We start from the raw sequence: 18,318 nt of genomic DNA, 5'->3' as shown, positions 1-18,318 counted from the left end.
AAATCTATATTTGTAAAAATTAAAAAAGAACTAGCACATGGGAAGAGCATTTGAATTTAGAAAGGCACGAAAAATGAAACGTTGGTCTGCAATGGCAAAAACCTTTACGCGTATTGGTAAAGACATTGTAATGGCTGTAAAAGAAGGAGGTCCTAATCCGGAAACAAACTCAAGATTACGTGCTGTAATTCAGAATGCGAAAGCTGCCAACATGCCAAAAGACAATGTTGAACGCGCTATAAAGAAAGCTTCTGATAAAGATACGGATAACTATAAAGAAGTACTTTTTGAAGGGTACGGACCGCATGGAATTGCCGTTTTGGTTGAAACTGCAACGGATAATAATAACAGAACAGTGGCAAATGTTCGTAGTTACTTTAATAAATGTAACGGGAATTTAGGAACGCAAGGCTCTGTAGAGTTTATGTTTGATCATACCTGTAATTTTAGAATTCCGTCTGAAGGGCAAGATCCTGAAGAATTGGAATTAGAGTTTATTGATTTTGGTGTAGAAGAAGTATTTGCTGACGAAGATGGAATCTTACTTTACGGACCATTTGAAAGTTTTGGAAACATTCAAAAAGAACTGGAAAACAGAGAAATTGAAATCTTATCTTCTGGTTTCGAACGTATTCCACAGGTTACAAAACCACTAAACGAAGAACAAACTGCCGATATTGAAAAGCTTTTAGAAAAGCTTGAAGAAGATGATGATGTACAAAATGTATATCACACAATGGCTGAATAGCAATATTTATTCACATAAAAATACCAAGTCGTTTACCAAAAGGGAGCGACTTTTTTTATGCCTTGCAATTAAACAATAACGATGGTTTTACCGTACTTAAAAACCTCAGTAATTCACTAACTTTAAACATATTAACTCAACTTATTTCATCATGAAAAAAAGACAATTAAAATCACTTCAACTAAACAAAAAATCAGTTTCTAAATTACAAGCAAATCATTTCCATGGAGGAAATTTAACCAGACAAGATGATGACATGCTGCAAACATTTGGATGTACTTTTAACTTTGCTTGTTGGTCAATAGCATGCCCTACAGATTTATGCTCATTCAATTGCGATTAAAATAATCAATAACAAAAAAAGTCTTCCGAAGAAGGCTTTTTTTAAATTATTAAATACGGTTTTACCTTACAAATAATATACGTTTCTTACACAGCGTACTCAAAAACCTAAAGTACATTTACATCAAATAGAATTAGTTTATTTTAAAGTTATTTCAAAAATGAATTTGAGTGTTAGTGCATAAATAGAGAATAAGGAGAGAATTCGCTAAAAAAATTTGTATCATTTTTTCATATGTGAATTATTAAGTTAATACTAAGTTTTCTTCAAATTTTGATTAAAGCGTATTTCTCTTCTTTTTTATGCCAACAAAAAAGCTCAATGTAAAAACTTCCGCTTTTTTAAAGAAAACTGATCTTTTAACTCCTCAATACAAAATCATAAAGTAGAATATAAAAAATGAAGAATCCGCTATACAACGGGATTAATTCAACTAATAGTATTGTTTGTTCCTTTCAACCTTATCAATACTGAAGTTCATTAAAAAAGCAGGCCATAAGCCGAATCCTGTCTAAGCCTTATCATTTATCTAAAATTACCGTTACCAGTAACTTTTATCTGCCTACCCTTGAACATTGAGCGTGCCGCTCTTAAGCGTTCATATACATGGCATTGCACCTCGTAGAGTTTACCTGATTTCACTACAGCATTACCTGTACATTCTTTCTGCTGCACTTGTCCTCGTCTCACGACGGACGGATGTTATCCGCTACAATGCACTATGGTGTCCGGACTTTCCTCTCCTTCTCGAAAGAAGCAGCGATAAGGTAGCCTGCTTGCCGACAAAAGTACATAAATGTTTGAGATTGTTATGATGTAATCATAAAAAATGAAGATTCCCAATGGATTCTATTTTTCACCATAAACTGTTAATAAAAAAGCAGAACTATCTACGTTTTTGCTATGTTTCATTAGATTTCTATTGTTATATTTGTTGCCATAAGATCACCCGAATTCTATGGAACATTTCATTGTATCAGCTCGTAAATACAGACCGCAAACATTTAAAGATGTTGTTGGTCAACAAGCGATTACCAATACTTTGGAAAACGCCATAGAACGCAGTCATTTAGCACAAGCATTATTATTTTGTGGACCAAGAGGTGTTGGGAAAACTACCTGTGCACGTATTTTGGCAAAGAAGATTAATCAGGATGGAACTGAAAATCCTGATGAAGATTTTGCTTTTAATATTTTTGAATTGGATGCCGCTTCAAACAACTCTGTAGATGATATCAGAAGTTTGATTGAGCAAGTTCGTATTCCTCCACAAGTAGGAAAATACAAAGTGTATATTATTGATGAGGTTCATATGTTATCACAAGCTGCATTTAATGCATTTCTAAAAACATTAGAAGAACCGCCAAAACACGCTATTTTTATTCTGGCTACGACCGAAAAACATAAAATTATTCCAACGATTTTATCAAGATGTCAAATTTTTGATTTTAAAAGAATTGGTGTAAAAGATGCCAAAGAATATTTAAAATATATTGCTGAAAGTCAAGGAGTAGAAGCTGATGATGATGCACTACATATTATTGCTCAAAAAGCTGATGGAGCTATGCGTGATGCATTGTCTATTTTTGACAGAGTCGTTAGTTTTTCTGGAAAACAGCTTACACGACAAGCAGTTACAGAAAACTTGAACGTACTAGACTACGAAACGTATTTTACGGCAACTGATTTAATGTTAGAAAATAATATTCCGCAATTATTAATTGATTTCAACAACACTTTATCTAAAGGTTTTGATGGACATCATTTTGTTGCCGGAATTGCTTCTCATTTCAGAGATCTATTAGTCTGTAAAAATCAAGCCACAATTGCATTGTTAGAAGTTGGTGATCAAACAAAACAGAAATATTTAGAACAATCACAAAAAACGTCACAACAATTTTTAATGAAAGGAATTGAGTTGGCAAATGATTGTGATTTAAAGTATAAAACGAGTAGAAATCAACGACTCTTAGTTGAATTATGCTTAATGCAACTTGCCTCTATCAATTATGATGGAGAAAAAAAAAATAGCAAACGGTTCATAATTCCTGCTACCTTTTTCTTGATAAATGGTAAAGAAATTGATCCTATTTCAACAGTTTCAAAGCCAAATCCATCAACGCAAGTTTCTACAATAACCCAAGGTACAGAAAATACTACCGAAACGACTCAGCCAATAGCGCAAAAACCAGTAGTTGTTCCTTCTGAAAAGCCAAAAATTAATATTTCCGCTATGCGAAATAAAGTTTCTGGTTTGTCACTATCAAGTATCAAAGCAAAGCAAGAACACTTAAAAAAGCAACAAGATAGAGTTGTTGATAAAAAGGATTTACCAAGTGACGCTTTTACGGAAGAACGTATGTTAGAAGTTTGGAATGCGTATGTGGATAAATTGGATAGAAAAGGAGAAAAAATTATGTCTTCTTTATTATCAACTGATATTCCTAAGTTAAAAGATACGACTACAATTACGATTGAACTTCCAAATGACACGATGCGCATTGAGATAGAACGTGCGCAATATCCATTGTTAGAATTTGTTCGAAAAGAATTGAACAATTACGATGTAACACTTACCATTGATGTAAACGAATTGACAGAGAAGAAATATGCGTTTACAACTCGTGATAAGTATGAAAAATTAAAGGAAATCAATCCATTGGTTGAACGTTTACGCAAAGAATTTGATTTAGAAATTTAATATTGAAAGTAACATGATGTTAGGCTTAAAGCTACCAACTGATCCACGTTGGGTAAATATTGCAGAAAAAAATATTGAAGAAATTTTAACGGATCATGCTTTTTGTGAACAGAAAGCTACAAGTACAGCTATTTCATTAATTGTAAGTTTCCCAGAATATTCTGAGTTAGTAGAAGCTATGATTGCGTTGGTGAAAGAAGAAATCAGTCATTTTAAAATGGTGCATGATCGAATTCTTGCCAGAGGTTGGAAATTAGGTCGTGATCGTAAGGATGAATATGTTTCTAAATTATTGCAATTTTTCCCTAAAGGCGGAAGCAGAACGACACAATTAGTACACAGACTATTATATGCTGCGTTAATTGAAGCAAGAAGCTGCGAACGTTTTAAATTACTTTCGGAAAACATCAGCGATCAAGAGTTGGCTACTTTCTACAAGAATTTAATGGTAAGTGAAGCCAATCATTATACAATGTTTTTAGGTTTTGCCAGACAATATGGAGATCGAACTGAAGTTGATGAAAAATGGCAAGCTTTATTAGATTTTGAAGCTGAAATCATGAAAAATTTAGGTACTAAAGAAACAATGCACGGATAATTTAACGATGTTTGCTTCTAGATTTTTGAACACACTATTGTTTTTAAATCTTTTGAATTACTACCTATTCTTCTTTAGTTAAAGCCTCGTGATTTATAAATTATGCCTAGTAATTCACTAATTATTACTAGTTTTAGTGTAGGATAGTTTTTAACTATTATACTTTTGTATTACATTATTAGCAATTATGAAAAAAATCTACACTTCTATTTTAGTACTATTTCTAAGCTATTCTACATATGGACAAACCGATCCTGATTTGTTAGGGCAATGGTATTTACACTATATGGAAATTAATGGTACTAGAACCTATGTTCCTCCATTTACACATAATCCTACTGTATTTATAACTTTTAACAATAATGCAAGTTCTGGGCTTCCTACTTCTCAAGGAGATAGCTCTTGCAATCATTTTATAGCTGAATATGAAGTAAATAACACAAATACTTCTGTTAATTTAACTTCTGTAATACCAACGTTAACATTGTGCATGGGAGATACTTTTGAACCAACATATATATCAATTTTAACAAATACTACTACTAATGTTTTCGATTATACAGTCGATATTCCTGAGGAATCTTTAACAATGATTGATTTGTCAGGTAAAAAACTTGTATATGGAAGGCAAGTTTTATCAACAGAAAAACACACATCTTCTTTAAACTCTTTAAAATTGTATCCTAATCCAGTAAAAAAAGAACTATTTATTACTGATTTCCCTATAAGCACTAATACATCCTATACAATTTACAATCTAACTGGAAATAGTATCATTTCTGAGAAAAAATTAATAGAAAATCACATAAATGTTAATGCGTTAAAAGCTGGAGTTTACTTTTTAAAAGTGACTCAAAACAATAAGATTTCTATGAAGAAGTTTATTAAAATATAGATTTTTAAGCATAAAAAACGTCAAACTAAAATTTTTAGCTTGACGTTTTTTATATTTTATAATTACTTTATGAGCTATCGCTATATTACAACCTATATGTAAGTCCTATTTGAATTACAGCATTTTTTCCTTCAAAATTTGGCGCTCTATCTTCGTCAAACATATCTGCTAAGCCAAGGCTGTAACGTGCTTCTACTGCTACATTTTCAAGAATTGTTAAACCAAAACCTATATTAGCTGCATAGTCAAAGTTTTTGAAACTATCTTCAAATTCGTGTATTTTAAAACCAACTTGCGGACCTGCTTGAATGTTTAGAAAGTCTGTTAATTCATATTTTAGCATTAATGGAATTTGCAAATAATCGGCACGTAATGCTTTTTCTTTTGATCCTTGTGCAGAATATAGAAATTCAGGCTGAAAACGTAATTTTCCAGCAACATGCATGTCTACTAAAAAGCCAAATACAGCTCCAATTCTAGAATCATTTAATCCATCTTGAATGTCATCAAGATTTGATCCACTATAATTTGAAAGATTGATTCCTGCTTTAAAACCATATCTAGTTTCTGTATCTGTATCTTCATCTTCTACATATGAGACTTCTTCTTCAGTAGCTTTTTCTTTTTCAGATTCTTGTGAAAATGCTATGAAACTACACATCAAAAATGAAAGTAATAGTAATTTTTTCATCCGTTGGGTTTTTATTTTTTTGGTATCGAATCACATACTTATTAACTGACCATTAATTTAACAAGATTCAGTGATGTGAATTATTTCGTTATTTGAATTAAATGTAAGTATTGCTTCTTCAAAAACTTAAAATATTCGATGCATTTTTGCCATTTTTCGATGTTTCGAAGAATAATGTCTTTATAATACCATCTGCAAGTCCAATTTTTGGCACATATATCTTTCTAGCACCACTCCATTTACATGCAGAAAGGTAAATTCGGGTTGCAGGAATAATAACATCTGCTCTATCTGGATTTAATCCTAATTCAGAAATTCGCTCTTCGTAGCTTAAACTCTGTAAGAATTGATATTGCGCATTTAAGAAAATATATGATAGCGGTTCTCCAATGGTCGTTCCTGACATTTTGTAGAGCTTGTTGATGTTTCCACCAGAACCAATTAACGATAAACGCTTTAAGTCTTTCGTATTTTTCTTAACCCATTTTTCAATTTCTTTCCAAAAACTATCGTTTACCATTTTATTTAGCAAACGAACTGTTCCTATTTTGAATGATCGAGATGTTTTTATTTTTCCGTTAGAGAAGATCGTAAATTCAGTACTTCCACCACCAACATCTACATATAGATAGTCTTTTTCTTTTTCTATAACATTGTGCAAATCTGTAAAAGCAATGATTTCTGCTTCACGTTTTCCATCAATGATATCGATATCAATACCTGCTTTTTTCTTTATTTTTTCTACAATAGCTTCTCTGTTTTTAGCTTCACGCATGGCAGAAGTTGCGCAAGCCATATATGTTTCTACACCATGAATATCCATCAATAAACGATATGATTTCATAGCATTTGTCATTCGTTCAATATTTTTTGGAGAAATCATTCCGTCCGTAAAAACATCTTGTCCTAAACGAATTGGCACACGTACCAATGAACTTTTTTTAAATTTTGGTTTTTTATTTTCTTCCTCAATCACATTTGCAACTAACAATCGTATAGCATTTGATCCAATATCAATGGCAGCAAATTTTCTAATCTTCAAAATGGACTTATTTTTTTATGTGTTAATTTGACATTTTTTGTAAATAATAGTCATACGTTGCAAATTGCGAACGTACTTTTGCAAGCTCATTACTACGGTAAGCATTGTCTTGTTTTGGTGAAAACACACGTGCTTTTACATTATCGCGCCAACCAATATTAAAGGTATCCAAAAGTTCTTGTTTGATATCTTCATCATAAATTGGACATGAAACCTCAACACGTTTGTCAATATTTCGTGTCATCCAATCTGCAGAAGAAATATACACTTTTGGATCTCCGTTATTTCCAAAGATAAACATTCTTGGATGTTCTAAAAATTTGTCAACAATACTTATGGCTTCAATATTTTCGCTCATTCCATTTACACCAGGAATTAAACAGCAAATTCCACGAACAATAAGCTGCACTTTTACACCAGCTCTACTTGCGTTGTACAATTTATCTATAATTTTATAATCTGATAAGCTATTTACTTTTATTTTGATGTACGCTTCATTTCCTTCTTGCGCATTTTTTATTTCACTATTAATCAATTTATTGAAAGCATTTCGCGTGTAATGTGGTGAAACTATTAAATGCTTATATTTTGTTACTTTATAATTGGTTTCAAAGAAATCAAATACTTTTCCAACTTCCTTTAGAATGTCTTGATCAGCCGTAAATAATGTATAATCTGTATAAATTTTCGCTGTAGATTCGTTTACATTTCCAGTACTTACAAATCCATAACGAACTATTTTACTGTCTTCTATACGTTCTACCACACAGGTTTTACTGTGAACTTTTAATCCTGGTACTCCAAAAATGAGATTGATTCCTTCACTTTGTAATTGTTCTGCATATTTTATGTTCGCAGCTTCATCAAAACGCGCTTGTAATTCAATTTGAACCGTTACACTTTTTCCATTTTTCACTGCATTTACCAACGAACTTGCAACATGCGATATTTTTGCCAAACGATAAATGGTAATTTTTATGTTTTTTACTTTCGGATCTAACGCAGCTTCACGCAAAAAGCGCACTACATATGAAAATGTATGATACGGAGCATATTGCAAATAGTCCTTTTCGGCAATTTTTTCAAAAATACTTCCTTCCATACTCAATCCTTTGATTGGTAATGGTGGATATGATTTATACAATAAGTCTTTTCGTCCCAAACTCGGAAACGACATATAGTCTTTACGATTGTGATACCTTCCTCCAGGAATTAAACTATCAATATCATCAATGTTCATTTTATCAATTAAATACTCAAATGTATCCTTCCCTATAGTTTTATCATATACAAAACGAACAGGTTCACCACTTTTACGGCCTTTTACACTTGAAGATATTTTCTGAATGAAACTTTTTGACAAATCGTTATCAATGTCTAATTCTGCATCTCGTGTAATTTTAATCATATGCGCCGACAAACTTTCGTATTCAAAAATACTGAAGATGCTTGCCATACAATGACGAATTAAATCATCCAAAATGATAATATATTGCTTATCTCCTTCACTTGGCAACACAATGAAACGATCAATTGTTTTTGGAATTTCAATTAATGCGTGACGAACTTCTTTTACTTTTGGCTTGAAGAAACGCGTAACTTTACTGGTATTTTTAACTTGCGTCTTTAATACCATTTTCACAGCTAAGTATGCCGCTTTGTCTTTTAAGCTAGGCATTTCGTCAATATCATCTAAAATTATTGTCACTAAAGCAGGACTTACTTTTTCAATGAAATACTTTTCTATGTATTCACTTTGACTTCTAGATGCTTTTTGTTCATTAATGATGAAAATATTTTCTTTTTCTAATGCTATTTGTACTTCATTTAGAATCCGTAAACTTTCTGCTTGTTGCTTTATTACAATTTTAGTGATTTGTTCTAATAAGTCTTTCGCTTTTTCACCACCTAACACACTTCTTCCTCCTTTTCCTGCTTGCGCAATACGTTTTACTGTTGCATAACGTACTTTGAAAAACTCATCTAAATTGTTTGAAAAGATTCCTATGAAGCGTAATCGTTCTATTAACGGAACTGTTTTATCTGCTGCTTCTTGCAACACTCGTCCGTTGAATTGCAGCCAACTAATTTCTCTGTTGATGTATTTATTTTTGTGTTGTTGCATTGTTATTTTAAATCTTTAGGGAATACTTTTAGTATTGTTTTTCCATCTTCTAAGGTACTCCAAGAAATTGTATTAAATTGAATCATCACAAAACCACTGGTTGGCACATTATCAAAGAACTTGTCTCCATACGTGTTTACAACTGCTGTAATGGCGTGATTGTGCCCAAAAACCAGCAAACTATCTACAGTATCATCACAAGATTTGATGGTTTCTAACAAGTTTGAACCACCAAAATCATACATACCTTCTTTGATTGTTATTTTCTCCAAAGGATAATTCAATGTTCTACAAAAAATCGCACAGGTATGCAGTGCCCTATTAGCAACACTTGAATATACAACTTCTGGCATTTCAATTTTATCTGCAATATGCGTTGCCACTAAATGTGCATCTTGAATTCCGCGCAATTTTAATGGACGATCTTTGTCGTCTACAGGATGTTCCCAAGACGATTTAGCATGTCGAACAATGAGTAATGTTTTCAATTTCCTTTTTGTTTATGGCGATAAACGCTCAATTTTCCATGAATAATCTTCTTGCAATTGGTATCGTATACGATCGTGTAAACGATTAGCTCTACCTTGCCAGAATTCTATTTCTTGTGGTTTTATGATATATCCACCCCAATGTGAAGGTCTTTCTATTTCTTTTCCTTCGTATGAAGCTTCTATTTCTTTTAATTTTTGTTCTAAAACAGTTCGTGAAACAACGACTTCACTTTGTTTAGATATTATCGCTCCAAGTTGACTTCCACGTGGACGCGATTCAAAGTATCCGTCAGATAAGTTTTCTGCAATTTTTTCAGCCTTTCCTTTGATAATAATTTGTCGTTCCATTGCTGGCCAGAAAAACGAAAGGCATACATTTGGATTTTCCGTTATAGCCAAGCCTTTTTCACTTTCGTAGTTGGTGTAAAAGATAAATCCTTCATAGGTGTATTTTTTAAGTAGTACTACTCTACTTTTCGGAAAACCATCTTTTCCAAGCGTACTTATTGTCATCGCATTGACTTCCGCCACCGATTCTGACTTCTCTACTTCTAAAAACCAATTTCTGAACATCTCTATTGGATTTTCAACACAGTTTTCTTCTAGTAATTCGCTTTTTTCGTATGATTTTCTGTAATTGCTTAAATCTTGTTTCATTCGTCTACATTAATGCATTTTAAAAACATTTTATAGTGACTGCAATTTACAGCTTTTCATTTGTATTGTGAAGTAAAACAAAAGGGATTTATATTAAGTTTTCATCAAGTTATTTTGATTCGTTTTTTAGCACAAAAAAAGGAACAACTAACGCTGTTCCTTTGCAAATAAGTGTTAAAGAATATTCTTACTTTTCTTGCTCATGTGTACATCCGCCACCAAATACACTTGGCGCAGTTCCGCAACCTAAAATAGAACCTGGTAATGTAGATGTGCATGTTCCTCCAATTGTATGCGGGCATGGATATGTTTCGCCTCCTCCATAAATTGTATTTCCTTTTACTCTAGAAATTTTACTCTTGTTTAAAGGTAATTTTAATTTTTTATTTTTTTTCATGGTTTGAAGTTTTGATATAATTAGCAACTAATTTATTTGATATCACATTGGTCAATGCATCCGGTTTTTCCAGTAATGAAACCACCCTTAACTTTAGTTGCATTAAATTTTGAAACTACTTTTTTGTTAAGGCTCAAACTTTTAATTCTTAATTTTTTCATGATTTTAAAATTTTAAATATGCCTCTATTTTTATAGGTTTTCAGCAACACCTTTTTATATTGATTATTATAACCAAATTAGAAAGGATTTTATACTTTTAAAAAAGTATCTCCCGTAAATTGGATGATTTAAGGTGTCAGTAAAACATATAATTATTTTAGGGCATAACAAATAGTTTCTTCATCCGGATCTTCGCTCATTTGATATCCATGGATATCAGATGTTGGTAAAGTACCGCCTTTGATGATTTCTTTTTGATGCAGGCTCATTTTTGCAATTGCTATTTTTGATAATTTTAAGTTACGTTTTTGTTTAGTTTTCATAAGTATAAAGTTTTAAATGGTTTTTACTCAAAATTCTTTTCCAATCAAATTATCAATTTTTTTAAATAAAATTAACGACACATTTCGTGTTCGCATTGTGAATGAAACCCAGTACTATTGAATCCTTCTGAAGTTGGCAAAGTACCGCCTTTTAAAAATCCTTTTTCTTGAAGATTTATCTTTGCTATTGCGACTTTAGATAGTGTTAGGGTTTTCTTTTTTTTGTTCTTCATGATATAAAGTTTAAGTTGAATTATTAAGTGATTAAATCTATTAATTATGATTTGTTAATTTATTATAACCAAGCTTAAATTATCTAATTTAAGGAATTGAAAAAAACCCACAACACACTAATAACAAGAACTTTAATATGTAAATGTTTTTAAAATTATGAGCATAAAAAAAAGGAGCAATAATTGCTCCTTTTACACATTTAGTCTATATTTTAGTGACACTGCATGTTTCCACATCTGCTATATAAAGCTGTTTGTGTACATGTTGGCGTACAAGAGTAATGTCCTCCTTTTACTTCATTTGCGTCTAATGTTGATACTTTCTTTTTGTTTAGGTTAAGTTTTAAAGTTCTTGATTTTTTCATGGTTATAAGTTAAATAATGCCTACGCTTGACAAAGGTTTTCGGCGATACCTTATCAATATTTTAAAAATTGATACCGCAAGCTATTGAAGAAATAAGAACTTAAAAAAGCTTGATTCCTTAAATTAGATGATTTAAGGTTCATAAATGTACTAATAACACATTTGATTTCCACATTGTGATCCATGAGCTGAAAGTCCTACTGGAGCCGATGCAGGAAGTGTTCCTCCTTTGATTTTCACCTGTGTGAGTTGCTCAATTCTTGTGATTGTTTTTTTTACTAATTGTAACTTTTTTGTGGTTCTGTTTTTCATGGTTGTTTAATTTTTATGGTTATTTATGATTTACTCATTTTTATATTTTTTATACAGTTTCTATACTTACATTATTTCGTTTTTCTAATTCTTTTATATAATAAGAAGGATTGATTCCTGTTTCCTTCTTGAAGTGTTTGGTAAATGATTCTGGACTTTTATAGCCGACTTCCAAAGCAATATGTTTTACTGTATATTGCCTGAATAATTTGTCAGTCTTTAATCTTTCAATCGCATAATTGATTCGTAATTCATTTAGGTATTGATAGAATGTCTTTTCCTTATATTGCTTTAATACTTTGGTAAGATATGTAGCATTTGTTTTTGCTTTTTTAGCCATATTAGCTAATGAACATGAAGATTCTAGAAAATATTCTTGCCCTTCTATTTTTTCAAGACGTTTAAGTATTTCTGTTACTTTTGAACCGTTAATTATAATTTCTTTTTGAGTTGCATTAGTCTCTTTTTCCTTTTGAGCACTATCAGAGATTAATTTTTCAAACAGCCTTTTATTATTTTTAGCTTTCTTTTTATAATATAATAAAGTTCCAAAAATTATAGCACAGAGTAATGAAATGATTCCTATAGCATATAAATACATTTTTTTTGAAGCTTCATTCTGCATTAACAGTATGTCCTTTTGCCGAATTCTTGTAATGTATAGCTTTTCGTTTATTTTTCGTGTCTTTGTATCTATAATTGAGCTTAAATCTTGACCAATTTTTTTGTATAAAATAGATTTTTCTTTATCATTGATTATTTTAAAATTTTCTGATAGTAACTCATATGTTTTCACCAATTCTTGTGGTCTAAAGTCTTCGTTATTTATTTTTTCTGATTGATTAAATAATTGAATTGCTATTGTTAGTTTTTCTATTGAAGTATCATATTCTTTAAGTCCATAATAACTTTTCCCTATGTGAAAATAAGATTCTCCTAAGCGTTCATCATTATTGATAGATTCTATAAAATCTTTGGCTTTATTAAGATTAGTAAGTGCTTTATCATATTCTCCTTTTTGATTGTGCGCAATTCCAATATCATGATAAAAATAGCTACTTGCCACATTATCATCTTCATTGGCAATACTTAACTTCAATCCTTTTTTACTGTAATACAAAGCAGAATCTGGTTGATGCAGTGTTAAATATGTTCCTCCCAACCCCATAAGAATGAGGTATTTGTTCCTTTCCGAAGTCTCTATGTTTTTACTTTGTTGTAATGTTTCTTTGTAAATCTGTAGAGCTTCTTTACATTTTCCTATATTTCGAGTTACTTTCGCAATGTTGATTCTAGCTATTAACTGTTTTCCTAGTAGTTTCTTCATGGTAGCTTCTTCATGAACTGATGAGTAATATTCCAAAGCTTTGTCATCGTCTCCATATAAAACATAAGCATTCCCAATACGTAACCGATAATTCAGCTTTAGATTTATGTATGTTTCTTCATCAAAAAGATCTACTTTTACTTTTAAGTCTTCTGGCGTATAATGTGGTATTTCATCAACCTCTCCTAAATCAATCAATAAATTGTGCCATTTATTTAAAATTTCAATTGCTTCTTTGTGATCTCCTTTATCTGTAAGTATGACGCCTCTATATAAATATGCATTGAAAAGCATTTCCGTATCATTATTTTCAACACTTTTACCTATGAGCTCATCTGAATATTTTATTGCCAGATTTGGATCTGTCCTTGAATATTTTTTAACGAGTTTTAGTAATTCTTTTTCCCCTTTTTCACAACTAAAAAAAAGGCACATCAATAGTATTCCACAACATAAAATGGAAGATTTGATCATCAATCTATACGTCATATTATTTTACATTATTTAAATTCAAACACTTTTCCGTCATCAGCTAATAGTACATTTTCAAATACGGTTTTGGCTTCTTCTTTGAATTCATCAAAACCGTCATAACGTGTTGAAAAATGTCCTAAAATTAATTGTCCTACATTGGCTTCTTTGGCAATCATTGCTGCCTGTTTTGCTGTTGTATGCTTAGTTTTTAAGGCTAAATGATCGTGTTTGTCTAAAAACGTAGCTTCATGATATAAGACATCTACATCTCTAATTTGATCAATTATTTGGGGAAAATATATCGTATCACTGCAAAATGCATACCCTTTTGATTTTGGAGGGTCAAAGGTAAGTTTCTCGTTTGGAATTACTTCGCCAGAATCGAGCGTAATATCTCTACCGTTTTTTATGTTTTGATAGTAGCAGCGTTCTATTTCATAGTTGAGCACTGCATTGATATTGAGTTTGCGTTCTTTTTCTTTTTCTTTAAACAGAAAACCATTCGCATAGATACGATGTTCTAGAGGAATTGTCGTCACCGTTACTTTATCATCTTCAAATAAAACTTCTGGTTGATCGCTTTCTAATTCATGAAAACAAAGCTTGTAACTCGTCCATGACTTGGTCAATTTTAATTGAAGTAACGTTAATTCTTTCAATCCTTTTGGACCATAAATATGTAAATCGGCATCTCTACCTAATAACATAAACGTAGAGATCAACCCTATAAGTCCATAGAAATGATCGCCATGTAAATGTGAGATGAATATATGTTTGATACGCGCAAATTTCACTTTGCTACGCCTAAGTTGCACTTGTGTTCCTTCACCACAATCTATTAAGAAGATATGGTTACGTATTTCGAGTACTTGCGCTGTTGGATTTGTATGTTTTGTTGGTGTAGCTGCATAACAGCCCAATATGCTTAATTTCATTTAGTAATATTAATACTTTGAAAGCTAGAATCCTAAATCACGTTCTATTTCTTCCATTTCAATGATATCAAAAGCTTCTTGCAGCGTTGGAACTGTCATAATAGCTTCTGGCAAATCATCGGTACTTATTTTATTGGTTACAATGACAAAAGAGTGTTTTGCTTGACGATGTTTTTTGGATAGTTGTAAAAATTCTACCAAATCACTTTTTTTTAAGTTGCCAAATGAAAACAAGTTTACTATGATATTGTCATTTTCAATTTCGTCGTAACGTGCATCAATTTTTTTTACAAGTTCCACAGTATCCGCAGATTCTTGCGTTATGATTAGGATATTTTCTTGCTTGTCTAAAATCATAAGTAATAGTTTTGAGGGTTTTTAGGCTATATTTTCAAGAACTATCTACAATTTACAAAATTTACAGCATATTTCTATCCTTAAAATACGTTTAACGTCATTTTAGTATAAATGCTTAAAAATCTAAATTTTGTGTTATTGTTTTATTTTAGAAGCTAATAAATAGATTACTGCCATACGAACTGCCACACCGTTTTCAACTTGGTTTAAAATGATCGATTGTTTAGAATCCGCAACATCACTTGTAATTTCAACACCTCTGTTGATTGGTCCTGGATGCATGATTACAATTTCTTTATCAAGAGAGTCTAATAATGCTTTTGTAACTCCGTATTGTTGTGCATATTCACGTGTAGATGGAAAATAACTAATATCCATACGTTCGTTCTGAACACGAAGCATATTTGCTACATCACACCATTCTAAGGCTTTACGCAGATTTGTTTCGACTTCAACACCTAAACTTTCTATGTATTTTGGCAAAAGTGTTTTTGGCCCACATACTTTTACATTAGCTCCTTGAAGTTTGAGTGCAAAAATATTTGACAACGCTACTCTACTATGTAAAATATCACCTACAATTACTACATTTTTCCCAGCTACATCGCCAAGTTTTTCTCGAATAGAATACGAATCCAGCAATGCTTGAGTTGGATGTTCGTGTGCGCCATCACCCGCATTTACAATACTTGCACTTACGTTTTTTGATAAAAATACACCAGCTCCAGGGTTTGGATGTCGCATCACTACCATATCTACTTTCATAGACAAAATATTATTTACTGTATCAATCAACGTTTCCCCTTTTTTCACGGAAGATTGTGAAGCTGAAAAGTTAATTACATCTGCTGACAGACGCTTTTCTGCCAACTCAAATGAAAGCTTTGTACGCGTACTATTTTCAAAAAACAGGTTTGCAATCGTAATATCGCGTAAAGAAGGTACTTTTTTTATAGGACGATTGATCACTTCTTTAAATTGATCAGCCGTTTCAAAAATGAGTTGTATATCTTCTTCTTTGAGATATTTTATTCCAAGCAAGTGGTTTACACTTAATTCACTCATTTCTAGTTGTCTTTTTCTTGATTAATAAGATATATCATGTCTTCACCATCATTTTCTGCCCAATTCACTTTTACTTTTTCTTTATTGATGGCATCTACTTGTCGTCCACGATAGTTTGGTTGAATTGGCAAATGTCTACTAAAACGTCTATCGATTAGTACTAATAATTCAATTTCTTCTGGTCTTCCAAATGACTGAATTGCTGTTAATGCTGCACGAATACTTCTTCCAGTATACAATACATCGTCAATAAAAACAACTTTTTTATTTTCAACAACAAAGTTGATATTTGTTTTATTAGCCTCTAGTATTTTTTCGCTGCGGCGGAAATCGTCTCTATAAAAAGTAATATCAAGGTAGCCCAATTCTATTCCTTTTACATCATATTCATCACGCAAAATACTTGTTAAACGTTCTGCTAAATAAATCCCTCTTGGTTGAATTCCAATAAGTACAGTATTTGAAAAATCAAGGTGATTTTCGATCAGCTGACACGCCAATCGATGCAGAATAATTCCTATCTCTTTTGAGTTCAATAAGATTTTTTGACTCATAGTTTTAGTCCAAATGGTATTTGGAAAACAAAAGTACAGATTTTTTTGATTATATCACTTCTATTCTAAATTAAGAAATTTTCTAGTTATGATTTTCTTGATTGATCTTAGATGTTGTATGTATCTCGACTGCGTTCGATATGACATCACGATAGTAAAGTATATTTTTAAAATTTGATATATCCCAAAAAATAGTTTCAAAAGAAAGAATGGTTACCTTTTTGCTGTGTTACCATTAAGTGTATGAACTTATTATATATACCTTAATTATGAAAAAAATAGTTGGAATTATACTTATACTTTTTGTTATCATTTTACTTTCTTGTGATACTGATAAAAATAAAGAAATTTTAAATCGTTCAGAATTTGAATTTGTCGTAACAGGAAATGTGAAAAATGGGGAAGGAAAACTACTAAAATTAATGATTCCAAGTAAATATCCCAATGAAATTTTAACTTCAAAAGTAAAAAATGGAACGTATCTATTTAAAGGCAAATTAAATGCTTCTGAAAGAGCTGGTATATCAGTTGTAAACAATACAGCTAACAAGCGATTGCCTAAAAATCTTTTTTTGACAAAAGACACCATATATTTTGATGTTGAAATTGGTAAAAAACATGATGAGTTTACATTTACTTCTGATACTATTTTAAAAAATGTCATCAATATTTACGCAAAAAAAATAGATAGAAAATATTGGAATATTAATAGTAATGCCTGGGTTTTTAGCGATAGTTTAAAAAATGATAGTATGCATGAGAATGTGTATCCAACTATTAAATTGGAAACTTTAAAATTCCTCAAAAATGATTTAAATAGAAAGAAATACGCACCAATAAAGCTTTATTATTTAAGAATGATTCTTGAGGAGAACACAATCTTCAATACGATGTATTTAAATGATTTGGAGAGAAAACAACTTCATAATTTATTCACTAAAATCGATACCTCTTTAAGTAAAACCCCTGACTATGAAATTGTTAAAAGTTATATTTCAAACCTAAAGAATCATTCATCAAAATTAACTTTTAAAGATTTTATATTAACAGATCGTGATGGAAACAAGATCACCCTTTCTGATGTTATTGCAAAAAATAATTTTACCGTTATTGATTTTTGGTGGTCTGGATGTAGCCCATGTAGAGCGTTCAATGTAGAAACAAAACCATATTATCGTAAACTAAAAGAAAAAGGAATTGAAATAGTAGCAATTAATGTTGATAGAGAAAGAGCTAACTGGGAAAGAAGTAGTACAAAAGACCAAATTGAGTGGATTAATTTGTACGCTGGGAATGATTCAAACATAATTCCAACGTATCGGATTACATCATATCCGACAAAAATAATTTTTGATCAGAACCAAAAGATAATTGATTTTGATTTTCATACCTCAAAAGAGTTGTTTAAAATCGTAGAATAAAGATAGTTCAACGATATGAATGATATTAAAAGATGAACGTTTTATAATCGTTCATTTTTCTTATAAAGTTATTATATTACATTTTGAAGAAAAATCTTTTTCA

Annotated in this window: 22 protein-coding genes and 1 other RNA gene; 6 read left to right on the top strand and 17 right to left on the bottom strand. The window is 31.2% G+C overall.

What is annotated here, in order from left to right; all coding sequences use genetic code 11:
- Positions 1 to 37: 37 nt before the first annotated feature.
- Positions 38 to 748 carry a YebC/PmpR family DNA-binding transcriptional regulator gene (locus tag Q0828_RS08605; protein WP_298419620.1) on the top strand — a complete coding sequence of 237 codons (711 nt, stop codon included), beginning with the start codon at positions 38 to 40 and terminating at the stop codon, positions 746 to 748.
- 151 nt (positions 749 to 899) lie between these two features.
- Positions 900 to 1,091, top strand: coding sequence for a hypothetical protein (locus Q0828_RS08600; protein WP_298419618.1), 192 nt, complete (start codon positions 900 to 902; stop codon positions 1,089 to 1,091).
- A gap of 481 nt (positions 1,092 to 1,572) precedes the next feature.
- Here the strand turns inward: Q0828_RS08600 and rnpB are convergent.
- An RNA gene (gene rnpB, locus Q0828_RS08595) (RNase P RNA component class A) lies at positions 1,573 to 1,870 on the bottom strand.
- 179 nt (positions 1,871 to 2,049) lie between these two features.
- On the opposite strand from rnpB, the gene Q0828_RS08590 reads away from it, so the two are divergent.
- The 3 genes from Q0828_RS08590 to Q0828_RS08580 all read left to right on the top strand — a co-directional run bounded on the left by Q0828_RS08590 (position 2,050) and on the right by Q0828_RS08580 (position 5,285).
- Positions 2,050 to 3,792, top strand: coding sequence for a DNA polymerase III subunit gamma/tau (locus Q0828_RS08590; RefSeq protein ID WP_298419616.1), 1,743 nt, complete (start codon positions 2,050 to 2,052; stop codon positions 3,790 to 3,792).
- Positions 3,793 to 3,808: 16 nt separating this feature from the next.
- Positions 3,809 to 4,390 carry a tRNA-(ms[2]io[6]A)-hydroxylase gene (locus Q0828_RS08585; RefSeq protein ID WP_298420585.1) on the top strand — a complete coding sequence of 194 codons (582 nt, stop codon included), beginning with the start codon at positions 3,809 to 3,811 and terminating at the stop codon, positions 4,388 to 4,390.
- Positions 4,391 to 4,577: 187 nt separating this feature from the next.
- Positions 4,578 to 5,285, top strand: a complete 708-nt coding sequence (locus Q0828_RS08580; RefSeq protein ID WP_298419613.1) for a T9SS type A sorting domain-containing protein — start codon at positions 4,578 to 4,580, stop codon at positions 5,283 to 5,285.
- Positions 5,286 to 5,370: 85 nt separating this feature from the next.
- On the opposite strand, the gene Q0828_RS08575 is transcribed toward Q0828_RS08580, so the two are convergent.
- From Q0828_RS08575 to pyrR, 16 genes are all read right to left on the bottom strand, one after another.
- A complete protein-coding gene (locus Q0828_RS08575; protein ID WP_298419611.1) occupies positions 5,371 to 5,976 on the bottom strand; it encodes a porin family protein in 606 nt (201 codons plus the stop codon).
- 118 nt (positions 5,977 to 6,094) lie between these two features.
- Complete coding sequence (locus Q0828_RS08570; RefSeq protein ID WP_298420584.1) at positions 6,095 to 7,021, bottom strand: rod shape-determining protein; 927 nt, start codon at positions 7,019 to 7,021, stop codon at positions 6,095 to 6,097.
- Between the two features lie 19 nt (positions 7,022 to 7,040).
- Positions 7,041 to 9,143 (bottom strand): polyphosphate kinase 1, encoded by a 2,103-nt coding sequence (gene ppk1 / locus Q0828_RS08565; protein ID WP_298419608.1) that lies wholly within the window; start codon positions 9,141 to 9,143, stop codon positions 7,041 to 7,043.
- A 2-nt stretch (positions 9,144 to 9,145) separates the two neighbouring features.
- A complete protein-coding gene (locus Q0828_RS08560; RefSeq protein WP_298419606.1) occupies positions 9,146 to 9,631 on the bottom strand; it encodes a histidine phosphatase family protein in 486 nt (161 codons plus the stop codon).
- 12 nt (positions 9,632 to 9,643) lie between these two features.
- Entirely contained in the window at positions 9,644 to 10,291 is a 648-nt protein-coding gene (gene pdxH / locus Q0828_RS08555) for a pyridoxamine 5'-phosphate oxidase (protein WP_298419604.1), read from the bottom strand.
- Positions 10,292 to 10,478: 187 nt separating this feature from the next.
- On the bottom strand, positions 10,479 to 10,688 hold the full coding sequence (locus Q0828_RS08550) for a hypothetical protein (RefSeq protein ID WP_298419602.1): 210 nt from the start codon (positions 10,686 to 10,688) through the stop codon (positions 10,479 to 10,481).
- Between the two features lie 32 nt (positions 10,689 to 10,720).
- On the bottom strand, positions 10,721 to 10,849 hold the full coding sequence (locus tag Q0828_RS08545) for a hypothetical protein (RefSeq protein ID WP_298419600.1): 129 nt from the start codon (positions 10,847 to 10,849) through the stop codon (positions 10,721 to 10,723).
- A gap of 152 nt (positions 10,850 to 11,001) precedes the next feature.
- Positions 11,002 to 11,172, bottom strand: a complete 171-nt coding sequence (locus Q0828_RS08540) for a hypothetical protein (RefSeq protein ID WP_298419598.1) — start codon at positions 11,170 to 11,172, stop codon at positions 11,002 to 11,004.
- Between the two features lie 71 nt (positions 11,173 to 11,243).
- Complete coding sequence (locus Q0828_RS08535) at positions 11,244 to 11,405, bottom strand: hypothetical protein (protein WP_298419596.1); 162 nt, start codon at positions 11,403 to 11,405, stop codon at positions 11,244 to 11,246.
- 212 nt (positions 11,406 to 11,617) lie between these two features.
- A complete protein-coding gene (locus Q0828_RS08530) occupies positions 11,618 to 11,770 on the bottom strand; it encodes a hypothetical protein (protein ID WP_298419594.1) in 153 nt (50 codons plus the stop codon).
- Between the two features lie 150 nt (positions 11,771 to 11,920).
- Complete coding sequence (locus Q0828_RS08525; RefSeq protein ID WP_298419593.1) at positions 11,921 to 12,082, bottom strand: hypothetical protein; 162 nt, start codon at positions 12,080 to 12,082, stop codon at positions 11,921 to 11,923.
- A gap of 49 nt (positions 12,083 to 12,131) precedes the next feature.
- Positions 12,132 to 13,844: a helix-turn-helix domain-containing protein gene (locus Q0828_RS08520; RefSeq protein ID WP_298419592.1), complete on the bottom strand. Its 1,713-nt coding sequence runs from the start codon at positions 13,842 to 13,844 to the stop codon at positions 12,132 to 12,134.
- A 65-nt stretch (positions 13,845 to 13,909) separates the two neighbouring features.
- On the bottom strand, positions 13,910 to 14,818 hold the full coding sequence (locus tag Q0828_RS08515) for a ribonuclease Z (protein WP_298419591.1): 909 nt from the start codon (positions 14,816 to 14,818) through the stop codon (positions 13,910 to 13,912).
- 24 nt (positions 14,819 to 14,842) lie between these two features.
- Positions 14,843 to 15,175: a ribonuclease Z gene (locus Q0828_RS08510; protein ID WP_298419590.1), complete on the bottom strand. Its 333-nt coding sequence runs from the start codon at positions 15,173 to 15,175 to the stop codon at positions 14,843 to 14,845.
- A 135-nt stretch (positions 15,176 to 15,310) separates the two neighbouring features.
- Complete coding sequence (locus Q0828_RS08505) at positions 15,311 to 16,240, bottom strand: aspartate carbamoyltransferase catalytic subunit (RefSeq protein ID WP_298419589.1); 930 nt, start codon at positions 16,238 to 16,240, stop codon at positions 15,311 to 15,313.
- 2 nt (positions 16,241 to 16,242) lie between these two features.
- Entirely contained in the window at positions 16,243 to 16,794 is a 552-nt protein-coding gene (gene pyrR / locus Q0828_RS08500) for a bifunctional pyr operon transcriptional regulator/uracil phosphoribosyltransferase PyrR (RefSeq protein ID WP_298419588.1), read from the bottom strand.
- Positions 16,795 to 17,063: 269 nt separating this feature from the next.
- Here pyrR and Q0828_RS08495 point away from each other — a divergent pair, with 269 nt between their 5' ends.
- Positions 17,064 to 18,215 carry a TlpA disulfide reductase family protein gene (locus Q0828_RS08495; protein ID WP_298419586.1) on the top strand — a complete coding sequence of 384 codons (1,152 nt, stop codon included), beginning with the start codon at positions 17,064 to 17,066 and terminating at the stop codon, positions 18,213 to 18,215.
- The last annotated feature ends 103 nt before the right edge of the window (positions 18,216 to 18,318 follow it).

Source organism: uncultured Kordia sp. (assembly GCF_947496985.1).
GTDB lineage: Bacteria > Bacteroidota > Bacteroidia > Flavobacteriales > Flavobacteriaceae > Kordia.
Note: the sequence above shows the minus strand (reverse complement) of the source record. Positions and strands in the feature narration are given on the sequence as shown.